The sequence below is a fragment of the Thioalkalivibrio sulfidiphilus genome (assembly GCF_000377945.1).
GTDB lineage: Bacteria > Pseudomonadota > Gammaproteobacteria > Ectothiorhodospirales > Ectothiorhodospiraceae > Thioalkalivibrio_A > Thioalkalivibrio_A sulfidiphilus_A.
In genome coordinates, this window is the sequence record NZ_KB898939.1 from 1 (window position 1) to 13,444 (window position 13,444).

At 66.1% G+C, this 13,444-nt stretch carries 16 protein-coding genes; 8 read left to right on the plus strand and 8 right to left on the minus strand.

Annotation, left to right across the window (positions count from 1 at the left end; genetic code table 11):
- Together D580_RS16215 and D580_RS0108925 are read right to left on the minus strand one after the other, a co-directional pair.
- Nucleotides 1–135, minus strand: a 135-nt coding sequence (locus D580_RS16215; protein WP_155999743.1) for a DUF4372 domain-containing protein, incomplete at its 3' end; no start/stop codon positions are given.
- Nucleotides 136–309: 174 nt separating this feature from the next.
- Nucleotides 310–1,266 carry a ChaN family lipoprotein gene (locus D580_RS0108925; RefSeq protein WP_018954060.1) on the minus strand — a complete coding sequence of 319 codons (957 nt, stop codon included), beginning with the start codon at nt 1,264–1,266 and terminating at the stop codon, nt 310–312.
- Nucleotides 1,267–1,369: 103 nt separating this feature from the next.
- On the opposite strand from D580_RS0108925, the gene D580_RS0108930 reads away from it, so the two are divergent.
- The 3 genes from D580_RS0108930 (at nt 1,370) to D580_RS0108940 (ending at nt 3,417) form a co-directional block, all read left to right on the plus strand.
- Nucleotides 1,370–1,669, plus strand: coding sequence for a DUF1244 domain-containing protein (locus D580_RS0108930; RefSeq protein ID WP_018954061.1), 300 nt, complete (start codon nt 1,370–1,372; stop codon nt 1,667–1,669).
- Nucleotides 1,659–2,849: a ribonuclease D gene (gene rnd / locus D580_RS0108935; protein ID WP_026289845.1), complete on the plus strand. Its 1,191-nt coding sequence runs from the start codon at nt 1,659–1,661 to the stop codon at nt 2,847–2,849. The genes D580_RS0108930 and rnd overlap by 11 nt, the downstream gene beginning before the upstream one ends.
- Nucleotides 2,850–2,928: 79 nt before the next feature.
- Nucleotides 2,929–3,417, plus strand: a complete 489-nt coding sequence (locus D580_RS0108940; protein ID WP_012637093.1) for an FKBP-type peptidyl-prolyl cis-trans isomerase — start codon at nt 2,929–2,931, stop codon at nt 3,415–3,417.
- Between the two features lie 102 nt (nt 3,418–3,519).
- On the opposite strand, the gene D580_RS0108945 is transcribed toward D580_RS0108940, so the two are convergent.
- The 3 genes from D580_RS0108945 to D580_RS0108955 form a co-directional block, all read right to left on the minus strand.
- Nucleotides 3,520–3,723, minus strand: coding sequence for a cold-shock protein (locus D580_RS0108945; protein WP_012637092.1), 204 nt, complete (start codon nt 3,721–3,723; stop codon nt 3,520–3,522).
- Nucleotides 3,724–4,081: 358 nt separating this feature from the next.
- Nucleotides 4,082–5,224 (minus strand): response regulator, encoded by a 1,143-nt coding sequence (locus D580_RS0108950; RefSeq protein WP_018954063.1) that lies wholly within the window; start codon nt 5,222–5,224, stop codon nt 4,082–4,084.
- Between the two features lie 133 nt (nt 5,225–5,357).
- Nucleotides 5,358–5,540, minus strand: a complete 183-nt coding sequence (locus D580_RS0108955; protein WP_018954064.1) for a hypothetical protein — start codon at nt 5,538–5,540, stop codon at nt 5,358–5,360.
- 189 nt (nt 5,541–5,729) lie between these two features.
- Here D580_RS0108955 and D580_RS0108960 point away from each other — a divergent pair, with 189 nt between their 5' ends.
- Together D580_RS0108960 and D580_RS0108965 are read left to right on the plus strand one after the other, a co-directional pair.
- A complete protein-coding gene (locus tag D580_RS0108960; RefSeq protein ID WP_018954065.1) occupies nt 5,730–6,185 on the plus strand; it encodes a universal stress protein in 456 nt (151 codons plus the stop codon).
- Entirely contained in the window at nt 6,182–6,448 is a 267-nt protein-coding gene (locus D580_RS0108965) for a hypothetical protein (protein ID WP_018954066.1), read from the plus strand. Before D580_RS0108960 ends, D580_RS0108965 begins: the two co-directional genes overlap by 4 nt.
- A gap of 9 nt (nt 6,449–6,457) precedes the next feature.
- Here the strand turns inward: D580_RS0108965 and D580_RS0108970 are convergent, their stop codons facing one another.
- Nucleotides 6,458–6,877, minus strand: coding sequence for a hypothetical protein (locus D580_RS0108970; RefSeq protein WP_018954067.1), 420 nt, complete (start codon nt 6,875–6,877; stop codon nt 6,458–6,460).
- 315 nt (nt 6,878–7,192) lie between these two features.
- Between D580_RS0108970 and D580_RS0108975 the strand changes: the two genes are divergently transcribed.
- Both D580_RS0108975 and D580_RS15370 read left to right on the plus strand, forming a co-directional pair.
- Nucleotides 7,193–7,624, plus strand: a complete 432-nt coding sequence (locus D580_RS0108975) for a SprT-like domain-containing protein (RefSeq protein ID WP_231363528.1) — start codon at nt 7,193–7,195, stop codon at nt 7,622–7,624.
- Nucleotides 7,625–7,782: 158 nt separating this feature from the next.
- The gene (locus tag D580_RS15370) at nt 7,783–8,244 is read left to right on the plus strand and encodes a PGPGW domain-containing protein (RefSeq protein WP_018954069.1); all 462 of its coding nucleotides are present in this window, start codon (nt 7,783–7,785) and stop codon (nt 8,242–8,244) included.
- 191 nt (nt 8,245–8,435) lie between these two features.
- On the opposite strand, the gene D580_RS0108985 is transcribed toward D580_RS15370, so the two are convergent.
- Nucleotides 8,436–10,331, minus strand: a complete 1,896-nt coding sequence (locus tag D580_RS0108985; protein WP_018954070.1) for an ATP-binding cassette domain-containing protein — start codon at nt 10,329–10,331, stop codon at nt 8,436–8,438.
- Nucleotides 10,332–10,580: 249 nt separating this feature from the next.
- Complete coding sequence (locus D580_RS15375) at nt 10,581–11,780, minus strand: GGDEF domain-containing protein (RefSeq protein ID WP_038043480.1); 1,200 nt, start codon at nt 11,778–11,780, stop codon at nt 10,581–10,583.
- A gap of 162 nt (nt 11,781–11,942) precedes the next feature.
- On the opposite strand from D580_RS15375, the gene mltF reads away from it, so the two are divergent.
- A complete protein-coding gene (mltF, locus tag D580_RS0108995) occupies nt 11,943–13,316 on the plus strand; it encodes a membrane-bound lytic murein transglycosylase MltF (protein WP_018954072.1) in 1,374 nt (457 codons plus the stop codon).
- The last annotated feature ends 128 nt before the right edge of the window (nt 13,317–13,444 follow it).

The following is a 13,444-nucleotide window of genomic DNA, read 5'->3' on the forward strand; positions in this document are numbered from 1 at the left end:
CAGGATGCGAAAGTGTTCGGTACAAGGAAATGTCCTGACGCGGTGATCTCCGCCATAGCGTGTGACGATGCGGGCGAAAGTCGTCCAAGGCAGAAAGTCCATCAACTGCGCGAACAAGGTCTTTCCGGTGTACATAGGGGGTCCTCGATGGAATACCCCTTGTACGATCCCTTGAACACGACCTCGCGCTCAAGTCGACACCACCAATTTTCAGAAAAATATGACTAAAAGTCATATTGTTATGCGAATATGCATCAGAGTTAACCGGACACTAGTGTTGAATTTTGAATTTTGAATTTTGAATTTGAATCACCCCCTCATCCCCTCCAGCTGCTTGCGGAAGGCCTCGCAGGGGTCATCGGGCGAGTTGCGCCGGGTGAACCAGAACAGGTGATGGGGCGAGCCCCCGGCGTTGAGATAGTCAACGGCTGCCTGCCGCTCGGGATCCACCTCCACGAACATCAGGCTCAGCACCTGGCGGTCCGGCGCCTGCTGTTCCAGGTACCAGGGCACGCCGTAATCGAGCCGGGCATGGGCCGCGCCGGTGATCAGCACCACGGGCCCCTCCTGGGCTGCGATCCGGTCGGCCATGTAGGCGTCCCGGGCACGCTGGGCATTGATCATGCCGCCCGCCCGCGCCGCCGGCAGGTGTCCGCAATGGGCATCGACGATGCGCCGCTCAAGCCGCTGCATCGCGTCCTCCGGCAACGGCCTGTCCAGACCCAGCCTGGCGCGATCCTCCCCGGGCAGGGATTCCAGCCCCTCCATGGCCACGGCCATGGCGCCGCGACGGGACAGGTTGGTGGCCACGATGGGCAGCGCCTGATCCAGGGCGAACTGCACCAGGGGCCGGTACTCCGCCCAGACCCAGCCGCGCCCCGTCAGGCCCACCGCCTCGGCCAGGTCATCGGCATCCGCGACACCGGCCAGGCGCTGCCGGTCGATGATCTCCTGATCCTCCAGATCGAAGATCTCGAAGGCCAGCGCAGGACGCCGCCCCAGCGCTAGCAGCGCCTGCAGGATCTCCAGCTGCCGGGCGTGGTGATCCGCGTTGCCGTGGGACTCGCCCAGCAGCACCACGTCGGCCCGGGCCATGCGTGCCAGGGCCTCGTGGCGGTCGGACTGTGCCCCGCCGGACCAGATCTGCCCCACCAGGGGATGGTCGCCGTGGCGCAGGTCTTCCTGCACGGCCTGGACCTGGGAAACAGAAATACACGGCACGATCAGGAGCGTCGCGAACCAGGTCCGCAGGCGTCGGCGGGGCATGGGGCATCCTCGGTGGCAGCCGGACAACGGCCGTTGAGTATAATGGCTGCGACCATGGCCCGGGCTTCCGGGTTCCTGACACTGTATTCCCGAGGAGATTTTGATGGACGACAAGACCCGCACCGAGATCGAGGCGGCCGCCTTCAGGCGCCTGCTGGAACACCTGGATAGCCGCAAGGACGTGCAGAACATCGACCTCATGAACCTGGCCGGTTTCTGCCGCAACTGCCTGTCCAAGTGGTACAGCGCCGCGGCCCAGGAGCGGGGCGAGAACGTGGACTACGAGGCCGCCCGGGAGATCGTCTACGGCATGCCCTACTCGGAATGGAAGGCGCGCTACCAGCAGGAGGCCAGCGCCGAGCAGCAGGCGGCCTTCGAGCAGGCCCGGCCCCGTGACCATTGAATCGGGATCACGCCGGGTGACCGACGAGATCCGCTTCATCGACACCGCCGAGGCCCTGGCGGCCTTCTGCGGCGAGATCGCCGGCGCCGGGTGGATCGCCCTCGACACCGAGTTCGTGCGCGAAAAGACCTACTACCCGCGCCTGTGCCTGGTACAGGTGGCCACCCCCGACGCCCTGGCCTGTATCGACCCCATCGCCCTGCCGGACCTGGGTCCGCTCGCGGCCCTGCTGCACGACCCGGCCGTGACCAAGGTGGTGCACGCCGCCCACCAGGACATGGAGATCCTGCTCCAGTCCACCGGGCGGGTGCCCACGCCGGTGTTCGATACCCAGGTGGCCGTGAGCCTGCTGGGCCACGGCGACCAGATCGGCTACGCCCGCATGGTGCAGATCTACCTGGACCTGGAACTGGACAAGGGCCACACCCGCACCGACTGGAGCCAGCGCCCGCTGGAGACCGCCCAGCTGCGCTACGCCGCCGACGACGTGCGCCACCTGGCCCGGGTCTATCCCATGATCCTGAAGGATCTCGAGGAGAAGGGCCGGCTGGACTGGCTCAGCGAGGACTTCGCGGCCATCTCCGAGGAAAGCCGCTACCTGCCGGACCCGGACAACGCCTGGCGCCGGATCAAGGGACAGAAATACCTCAAGGGGGCGCAATTGGCCGTCCTGCAGGCCCTGGCCGCCTGGCGGGAACGCCAGGCCATGGAGAAGAACCTGCCCAAGCGCTGGATCCTGTCCGATGACGTGCTCACGGAACTGTCCCAGCGCTCGCCCACGGACCTCGCCAGCCTGGCGAAGGTGCGCGGCCTGGAGGAAAAGACCCTGCAGCGCCACGGTGAGACCCTGCTGGCCCTGGTCCGGGAGGCCCGCAGCCTGCCCGCCTCCGCCTGGCCCACCCGGCCGGGCCCATCCCGGGGCATCGGCCCCGAGCACGAGGAACTCATCGACGTGGCCATGGGCCTGCTGCGCCACCAGGCCCGGATCAACAACATCAGCCCCGCCGCCATCGCCACCCGCAAGGACCTGGAGGCCCTGTTCCGGGAAGAGCCCGGCTGCGCCCTGCTGCAGGGCTGGCGCGCGCGCATCGCCGGACGGGTGATCCTTGACTGGTACCTGGGCCGACTGCGCCTTCAGGTCCGGGACGAGCGCATGGCCCTCGACCGGGACGGTTCGTGATCAGCGCCCCTTCGTGACCTGCCACGGGCCGGCGGGTTAAACTGTCCAGCTAACTCATTGCTCCCCGGGGTTTCTCCCAATGCAGATTTCCAAAGACAAGGTGGTCGTGCTGGACTACGTGCTCACCGACGAACAGGGCCAGGTGATTGACCGCTCCGACGACGCCAGCCAGTTCGCCTATCTCCACGGCGCCAACAACATCATCCCCGGCCTGGAAAAGGCGCTGGAAGGCCGTTCCACCGGCGACAGCCTGAAGGTCAGCATTCCGCCCGCCGAGGCCTACGGCGAGCGTGACGACAGCCTGACCCACACCCTGGACCGCAGCCAGTTCCAGGGCGTCGACGAGTTGCAGACCGGCATGCAGTTCCACGCCGGCAACCCCGACGGCACAGGCATGCACGTGGTCACCATCACCGCCATCGACGGCGACGCGGTCACCATCGACGCCAACCACCCCCTGGCCGGCATGACGCTCAACTTCGACGTCACCGTGCGCGAGGTGCGCGACGCCTCTGCCGAGGAGATCGAGCACGGCCACGTGCACGGACCCGGTGGTCACCACCACTGAGCCGCCCGGCGTAATGCCCCGCGCGGGTCAATTGATCGCGCAAACAAAGAACCCCGCCAGTGGCGGGGTTCTTTATTACGGGTCCGGTTCTGATTCAGTCCCTTATGCCGGCGTGACATTCACGGCCTGCAGACCCTTCGGGCCCTGCTGCACCTGGAAGCTCACGCGCTGGCCTTCGGCCAGGGTCTTGAAGCCCTCGGCCTGGATGGCAGAGTAGTGCACGAACACATCGGCGCCGCCCTCTTCCGGGGCAATAAAACCGAATCCTTTGGATTCGTTGAACCACTTAACAATACCGGTAGACATAAAAATAACCTCGGTCGATAGAGATAAACGTCATCGCACGGCCGGGTTCGCGAATCTCTGACTCAGGACACTAGGCTCACCCGACGCGCGCGGGGCTCAGTCTAGCGAGGAAGCGCCGAAGGCGCCAGAAGGACAAAATGCGCCACTCACGGAACCGTGAGTCGCCATAGGGCGGCCCGTGGCCGCCTGCTGACCACGAGCCTGCGGCTGACGGCGGGCACGGCCCGCCCTATGCGTTAGCGTGACGGCGCTTGCGCTGGAAAACAGCTCAAATGATGCATGCACTCGCCTGCAGGCTGCGCTTTTTAGCCGCTGTCTGCCTTGCTATGCATCTGCCGGAGGATGGTTCCGGCGCCAGCTAGCGATCCACCTGCCAGCGCAGCACCGGCAGGGGACGGCTGCGCCCCTTGAGGAACAGCGGATTGGGCAGGCACTCGCAGGCGCGCGCACGTTCCTTGTCCAGGGTCTCGTGCAGGCTGCCGGAGAGCAGCACCTCGCCCGCCCTGGCCTGGGCCTGCAGGCGCGCGGCCACGTTCACCGCATCGCCCACCACCGTGTAGCTCAGGTAGGACTCGGCACCCACGTTGCCGCAGACCACCTCGCCACGGTTGATGCCGATGCCGAGCCCCGCGTCCACACCCCAGTCTTCGCGCCAGCTGCGGCTCAGCCCCCGGAAGGCCCTCTGCATCTCCCGGGCACAGTCGAAGGCGCGCACACCGGCATCCTCCTGGGGCAGCGGCACACCGAAACCCACCAGCAGGCTGTCGCCCCCCATGCCGAACACGGTGCCCCGGTGGGCATGGGTCACCCGGGTCATCACGGAGAAGAAACTGTTGAGCAGGGTCACCACCTGCTCGGCGGAGAGGCGCTCGGAGAGCCTGGTGAAACCGCGCAGGTCGGCGAACATGACCGCCGCGTCGCGCCGCTCACTGCGCTTGAGCAGGCTGCGAGCCTCGTCTTCCGGGGCGGCCAGCAGGTCATCCACCAGTTCGGGACACAGGAAACGGCTGAACAGCCCGCGCATCTGCTCGCGGCGGGCCTGCTCCAGGGCCTCGCGCGCATCGCGCCAGCGCATCAGGGAACGGATGCGGGCACTGAGTTCTTCCGGGTAGACCGGCTTGGACAGGAATTCGTCGGCGCCTGCCTCCATGGCGCGCACCCGGTCCGACTGGTTGTTGAGCACCGTGACCATCACCACGGGAATGAACCAGGTCACCGGATCGGCCTTGATGCGCCGGCAGACCTCGTAGCCGTCCATGCCGCGCATCACCACGTCCAGCACCACCCCGTCCACCGCCTGCTCCCTAAGGATCTGCAGAGCCTGTGGGCCACTGTCCGCCTGCAGCACCCGATGTCCGAGCAACTCCAGGTGACGGGCCAGGATGAGACGGTTGACCTCCTGATCGTCCACCACCAGCAGGGTACGGCGTCCGCTCGCCTGCTCCAGCAGAGAGGCGTCGTCGGTGGTGGTATTTCCCTGAGGAAGGTGTCGTGCGTGCATCGGGGCGGCCCGGAAAATCACTGTCCTGAGCCTGAGCTTATGCACAAATGTGACGGAGTTCTGCCTCTATCCCGTGACAGACGACGGGAGCGGCCGGACGGCCGATGGACGGGGGATCAGCGAACCGGCAGGTTCACTCGGCGGGCAACCACTCCACCTGGATGCTCAGACGGCGGTCCGGGGTGCGGCGTCGGTCCTCCAGGACCAGGCGGCCCTCGAAGTCCACGCAGGGGAAACTGGGTTCCAGATCCAGACAGCGCCGGTCACGCCTGCGGCGCTCCCCCACCCCACTGGATTCGCCCCCATCCCCCAACATATATCTATTTTTATTCATTATAGTTATAAGAAAAAACTCACACGCCAGAGAGGAGTTTTTCGTAACGACATGAGAATAGGATAAAAACTCCGGATCCACAAGCAGGATAATCGAGCCGGGATCGACCAGCGGCCCCGCGACCCCGGACACGGATTACACTTGTCATGGCACCCCCACCGGAGCCCGCCCATGGCCGCCTATCAGCGCATCCTGGTCTGCCTGGACCTTGATCCCAACAGTGGACAGACCCTCTCCCGCGCCGCGATGCTGGCCCAGGCCTGCGGCGCCCGCCTGGAGGCGATACACGTGGTGGAACACCACGCGCCCATGGACCTGGACTACGGCCTGGGCGGATTGCCCGGGATCGAACTGGACCTGCCGGCCCTGCTCAAGGGAGCCCGGGAGCGGCTGGACGGCCTTATGAACGAGGCCGGCCTGGGAGAGACCCCCAGGGAGGTGCTCGCCGGGATGGCGCACCTGGAGATCCCGCGCCTGGCGGAGGAACGGGGAGTCGACCTGATCGTCATGGGTGCCCACGCCCGGCGCGGCTTGGAGCGGCTGCTGGGCTCGACCACCCGGGCCGTGCTCAACCACGCGCCCTGCGACGTGCTCGCCGTGCGTCTCGAGAAACAACCGCAGCCATGAGCGGCAGCGATCGCGACTGGATCACCTTCAGGGAACTGGATCAGGCCTGCGCCCGGGACAAGGGCAGCGCCTTTCGCGCCTTCAAGCGCCTGAGCGCCGGCTGGCAGGAGGAGAGGGATTTCAGGGTGCTGAAGGCCGGGGAGGATCAGGAACAGATCCTGACACTGAAGTCTGCGGGAAGACTCTACGCCGGGACGGTCAATGCGGTGCTGCTGTCGCCAGCGGCGGCCCGGCAGATCCGGGCCGCCCTGGATCAGTCCTGAACTCGAGACTCAGGCGACGGCGTAGACGCCGCGCCCCTTGGTCTTGAGACGACCGGTGCGCTTGAGGTAGGCCAGGGTCTGGCTGAGGTTCTTCACATTGGCGCCGGCGGCCTCCAGCTGGGCACGCAGATCGGAGGTGCTGATCTGCCCGGCCTCGGCCACGGCGTTCAGGACCACCTGGCTCAGGTTGCCACCGCTGCGCCCGCCCCGGCCGCCAGCGGCACGTCCACCCAGGGCACGGATCTGACGATCCAGGGCCGCGAGCTCGGAGCGATGACGGGCCACCAGGGCACGCCGCTCCTCGCGCAGGGCCTGCACCTGTGCGCGCCGGGACTCCTCCTCCTGCATCCGCTCCTGTTCCTCGCGTTCACGGGCAATCTGATAGAGTTCTTCGGAGGAGAGCTCCTCCAGGGGCTTGCGCTTCGCCATGTATAAAAACCTCAATGAAAAGTAGAATATAAAATAAAACGACGCCGGGAGTTTATAACAATATCGCGTGATACATCAATCGAGAATCCGAATTCCCAATCATGGATTACCACTACACGACCAAGATCACGCTTTATGAATAAACATAGAATCCTCATCATGAACAGCATGGCGGCAAACAATGAACAGATCTCCGCAGATGCAAATACGCCACCGCGCCTCTCGCCCGGGGATCGCGATGAGATCGTGCAACGGGTGACTGAGTTCTATGAAATTGCCGCACGTCGATTCGGCTGCAGCGCGCACGCCGTTCCCGTGAGTTTCAGATTGCGCGGCAGGGCGGCCGGGCAATGGCGTCTGCGCCAGGGACAGGAAAGCCTGCACTTCAACGAGCGCCTGTTCGCCGCAGACCCCGCTCAGCACATGCCCGACACCGTCGCCCATGAAGTGGCTCATTCGGTGGTCTATCGCTGCCATGGCCGCGGCAAGAGACCCCACGGTCCGGAATGGCGCGCCGTGATGAAGCACCTGGGTTTCGAGCCCCGCGTGACCCACGAGACCTCCCCGGAGCTGCTCGCGCGAATCCTCAATCACCACCTCTACCGGTGCGCCTGCCGAAGCCATGCGCTGGGCCCCAGGCAACACCAGCAGGTGCACAGGGGCAAACGGGACTATCGCTGCAAACTCTGCGGCGAGAGGCTCATCCGGGCGGATCAGACGACCGGACTCGCAGTGCGGGAAAAATAAATATCACGCCCGGTGAGAAATAAAAGCGGCGTGAAGAAACCGCGATCCATTTGATGCGGTGCTCGCGGGACTCGCGGGGCTCGAACACCCGGATTAATCGCCCGACCCGGACGAGGTTACCAGAACCGGGTCGGTGAATTCTGTCCAATGAGTTGATGATGGACTGGATACTCACCAACTTCTCCACGCTGACCCTGGCACTGGGACTCATCCTGGCCGGCATCGTGCTGCCCCTGGCGGTGGCAGGCATCATGGTGCTGCGCCTGCCGCCGGACTATTTCACCCACAGCCGCCGCGACCCCCTCTACCGCCACGGCACCCACCCGCTGATCGGCTGGTCCATGGTGCTGTTCAAGAACCTTTCGGGACTGGTGCTGGTAGCCCTGGGCGTGGTCATGCTGTTCACGCCGGGCCAGGGGCTGCTCACCCTGCTGGTGGGACTGATGCTGCTCAACTTCCCCGGCAAGTACCGGCTTGAGCGCCGCCTGGTTCGCCTGGGGCCGGTGATCCCGGCGCTCAACTGGCTGCGCATGCGCTGGGGCCGGCCAGCGCTGATCGATCCCGCCGATCCGGTGGAAGATCAAGCGGGGCGGCGTAAAAAGCCCGGGGTCCGCGAATGAACGCGAATCAACGCAAATGAAGGGCGGATTAAAGCGAACCGCGAAGGACGCGAAGGGATGCACGAAGGTCGCGAGGCTTTTTCAGGATGAATTTCCTCTGCGTCCCTTGCGAGACCTTTGCGTCCTTCGCGGTTCGGCTTTTGATTTCGCATTCGCGTTGATTCGCGTTCATTTGCGGACCCCATAACCCCTTACCCCTCCAGCGCCTCCCAGCGCGCGTAGCACTGGGCCAGTTCCGTCTCGATCGCCGCGAGCCGCGCCTGCACTTCGGCGATCTTCTCCGGGCCCTGCTGGTAGAAGGTCGGATCACCCAGGGTCTCGGTCAGCGTCGCCTGCTCCGTCTCCAGGGCCTCGATGCGACCCGGCAGGGCCTCCAGTTCGCGCTGGTCCTTGTAGCTCAATTTTTTCTGTTTCACCGCCGGTGCTGACTCCGGCTGGGGTTTCGGCCTCGCCGATGCGGCCGGGGCGGCCGGCGCCGCGTCCCGGGATGCGGCACGCTGTCGCAACCAGTCCTCGTAACCGCCCACGTATTCGTTCACCCGGCCGTCGCCCTCGAAGGCGATGATGCTGGTGGCCACGTTGTCCAGGAAGGCGCGGTCGTGGCTGACCACCAGCACCGTGCCGGCGAAATTCACCAGGCGGTCTTCCAGCAGTTCCAGGGTCTCGGCGTCCAGGTCGTTGGTGGGCTCGTCCATCACCAGCAGGTTGGCGGGCCGGGTGAAGAGTTTTGCCAGCAGCAGGCGGTTGCGCTCGCCGCCGGACAGGGCCTTGACCGGCTGGCGTGAGCGGGCCGGCTCGAACAGGAAGTCCTGCAGGTAGGAGAGTACGTGGCGCGGCTCGCCGTCGATGTCCAGGCGGTCCCGGCCCTCGCCCACGTTGTCGGCCACACTGGCCTCCTCGTCCAGGGCCGCCCGGTGCTGGTCGAAGTAGGCGATCTCCAGGTTCGTGCCCAGGCGCACGTGGCCGGACTGCGGCTCGAGCTTGCCGAGCAGCAGGCGCAGCAGGGTGGTCTTGCCGGCGCCGTTGGGGCCGACGATGCCCACCTTGTCGCCGCGCAGGATCAGGGTGGAGAAATCCCGGATCACGGGCCTGCCGTCGTAATCAAAAGAAATATTCTCGGCCTCGATGACCAGGCGCCCGGAGCGCTCGGCGGACTGGATCTCCAGCCGCGCCGCCCCCTGGCGAACGCGGCGCTCGGCCCGTTCCGCGCGCAGCGCCTTGAGCGCACGCACCCGGCCCTCGTTGCGGGTGCGACGTGCCTTGATGCCCTGGCGGATCCAGGCCTCCTCCTGGGCGAGCTTCTTGTCGAACAGGGCGTTGGCGCGCTCCTCCGCCTCCAGGGCCTCGGCCTTGCGGCGCAGGTAGGTGTCGTAGTCGCCGGGCCAGTCGGTGAGCTTGCCCCGGTCCAGTTCGATGATGCTGGTGGCGAGCCGGCGCAGGAAGGCCCGGTCGTGGGTGATGAACAGCAGGCTGCCGCCGAAGCCCAGCAGGAACTCCTCCAGCCAGGCGATGGATTCGATGTCCAGGTGGTTGGTGGGCTCATCCAGCAGCAGCAGGTCCGGATCGGTGACCAGGGCACGGCCCAGCAGCACCCGGCGCTTGAGGCCGCCGGACAGGGCCTTGAAATCCGCATTGGCGGGCAGGCCCAGGCGCGAGACCACCGTCTCCACCCGCTGCTCCAGGCTCCAGCCGTCGCCGGCCTCGAGCTTCTGCTGGGCCCGCTCCAGTTCCGCCATGGCGGCAGGGTCATCGGGACGCTCAGTGAGGGCGTGCACGGCGCGGTGGTAGCGGCGCACCTGCTCGCCCATCTCCCCCAGGCCATCAGCCACCACGTCAAACACGCTGCCGCTGGTTGCGGCGGGCACCGCCTGCTCCAGCATGGCCACGCGCAGTTCACCGTTGCGCACCACCTCGCCGCCATCGGGCAGCACCTGCCCCAGCACCACCTTCATGAGCGTGGACTTGCCGGCCCCGTTGCGGCCCACCAGGCACAGTCGTTCGCCGGGTTCGATGCTCAGATTCACGTGGTCCAGCAGGGGGGCGGCGCCGTAACTCAGGGTGACGTCGCGCAGGGTCAGCAGGGGCATAAGGGAAGCAAGGCCGGTAGGAATGGGCCCCGTATTCTACGCCACGGGGGCCTGCGCGGTCTGCGTCCCCTAGCCCGCATATCTCACCACCGTTCGTAGCGAGGGCGTCGAGATGCCGCTGTGACGGGGCGCGCGGAGCGGAAGACGGCGCAGGCGTAGCCGACACTACGTCAAGCCGGCTGCAGGGAGCACGCCCCGTCACAGCGCGCATATCGGCGGCCGCAGTAGAAGGGTGGTGAGATATGCGGGCTAGGGATGGAGCACCTCGCCCGGCCCCGTGGCTCGGTGGAAACAGTAGCCGTTGCGCCCGGAGCGCTTGACCTCGTACATGGCCCGGTCGGCATGGTCGATCACCTCCGGCGGCGAGGCGGTCATGTCCGGGAACTCGCAGATGCCGATGCTGGCCCCCACGGTGACGAGCGGACTCTGGGGGTCCTGCTCGTCGATGGGAAACGGTTGGGACAGGGCCTCGATGATGCGCAGCGCCACCTCGTGGATGCGCTCGCTGGTTTCCAGATCCTCCAGCAGCACGAAGAACTCGTCCCCGCCCATGCGCGCCACGGTATCGCTCTCGCGCACGCAGGCCTGCAGGCGCTGCGCCACCTGCCGCAACACCCGGTCGCCGGCCTCGTGGCCGTAGCTGTCGTTGACCGGCTTGAAGCGGTCCAGGTCGATGAACAGCCCGGCCCCCAGGCGGCCATGGCGGCGCGCCCGGGCCATGGCCTGTTCCAGGCGCTGTTCCATCTGGTAGCGGTTGGGCAGGTTGGTCAGGTGGTCGTGCAGGGCACGCTCGCGATGCCGGTTGCGCTCCGATTCCAGTTCCTGGCGGCGCAGGTAGAGCTGGCGCCGCTGACGCTCCAGGGCGTAGGCGGAAAATCCGCAGATCAGCAGGGTCGAGACCAGGTAGAAGTTGTAGCGCACCAGGATCTCGCCCAGGGGCTGGATGCCCACCAGGAACAGCCCGTTGAACAGGGCGAGCACCAGCAGGTTGATCAGCAGGGCGCGCGCAAAGGACAGGCCGATGAACAGGAAGATCCAGATCATCACCAGCATCAGGCCCGCCAGGTACTCCATGAAGGTGGTCCCGGACACGAAGGCCAGCATGAACAGGATGCCCAGGCTCGGCGCAAGGGACACCAGGGTCAGGACCCGCTGCGACAGGCGGGTGAAGGAGGGCAGGAAGGTGTAGACCAGGGCGGCGAGGCCCGCCACCATGACCAGGGCACGGACCACCCAGAAAAACGGCTGGTGATCGCCGTGAAACCAGACATCCACCCAGCCGTGCAGAAGATACAGCAGCACCCCCGTCACCAGGGCGATGCGTGCCTGCACGCGCTGCAGCCCCACGGTCTCCAGGTGATAGTCCCGCTCCACGGCCACGGGGCGAAACCACAGACCGAACCAGTGCATGCGCACCGGCAGGTTCCGTGACAGCTCGTCTGGCGACATGGGGCCTCTTGTCGGCTGGTGGGGGATGATGGAACGATTTTCCGACAATCTTACTCAATATTCTGGGGGCGAAGCATAGCTGCGCATCCATCAGGCCATCGGGCAGGGAGTCCCGAGCAAGTCAGGCTGACCAACAAGAACAACAAGATCCGGGGAAGACCCTTGACCAGACACAGCACAACCCTGCCGAGCGCATGCCTGGCCCTGGTCCTCGCCGTTGCGGGGCTCAGCGGCTGCGAGCGTGCGCCACACACCTCCCCGGAACTGGCCGCCATCGAACAGCGGGGCGAACTGGTGGTGCTCACCCGCAACGCCCCCACCACCTACTACTTCGACCGGGACGGCGAGCCGGCCGGTTTCGAGTACGACCTGATCAGCGGCTTCGCCGCCCAGCTGGGCGTCACGCTCCGCTTCGTGATCAAGGACAGCATCGATGAGATCGTGCGCGCCCTGGCCGCCGGCGAGGGCGACCTGGCTGCCGCCGGGCTGACCCGCACCAGCCGCCGCCAGGAACAGTTCCTGTTCGGCCCCGCCTACATGCAGGTGCAGCAGCAGCTGGTCTGCCGTCGCGGCGGCCCGGCGCCCGCGAACCTGGAAGGCCTGAGCGACGTCAGCCTGATGGTCACCGCCAGCAGCAGCTACGTGGAACGCCTGGAGGAACTGCGCGAGCAGTTCCCCGAACTCGCCTGGGAGGAGCGCGCCGACCTGGCCACCGAACAGATCCTGGAGAAGGTCTGGAACCGGGAAGTGGACTGCGCCGTGGCCGATTCCAACATCGTGGCCATCAACCGTCGCTACTACCCGGAACTGCTGGTGATCATGCCCCTGACCGAGGAGGAACCGCTGGCCTGGATGCTGCCGCCCGAGTCACGGGGGCTCGCCCGGGCCATCGAGCGCTGGTTCGTGGGCATGGAGGACGAAGGCCTGCTGACGGTGCTCAATGGCCGCTACTACGGTCACGTGGAGATCTTCGACTACGTGGACCTGGCCCGCTACCAGCGGCGCATCCGCAGCCTGCTGCCCCGCTACCGCCCCCATTTCGAGGCCGCCGCCGAGGCCCACGAACTGAGCTGGACCCTGCTGGCCGCCCAGGCCTACCAGGAATCCCACTGGAACCCCTCGGCGCGCAGCCCCACCGGGGTACGCGGCATGATGATGCTCACCCTGCGCACCGCCTCGGAACTGGGCGTCGACAACCGCCTGGACCCGGTACAGAGCATCCACGGCGGTGCCCGCTACCTGGCCGACCTGCGCCGCCGCCTGCCGGAGTCCATCCAGGAACCGGACCGCACCTGGATCGCCCTGGCCGCCTACAACATCGGCATGGGCCATATCTTCGACGCCCGGGGCCTGGCCCGGGACCTGGGCCGCGACCCGGACCGCTGGGTGGAATTCCGCGAGGTGCTGCCCCTGCTCGCCCAGCCCCAGTACCACCGCAACCTGCGCTTCGGCTACGCCCGGGGCAACGAGCCGGTGGAATACGTGCGACGCATCCGCAACTACGAGGACATCCTGGTCAGAAGCCTGGGGGAATGACGATTCAAAATTCAAAATTCAAAATTCAAAGGGGATCGTTCATGCGGCTGGACCCGACTACCTTTGAATGTTGAATTTTGAATTTTGAATCCCGCTACAATACCCCTCCTCGCCAACAGACTATTCCC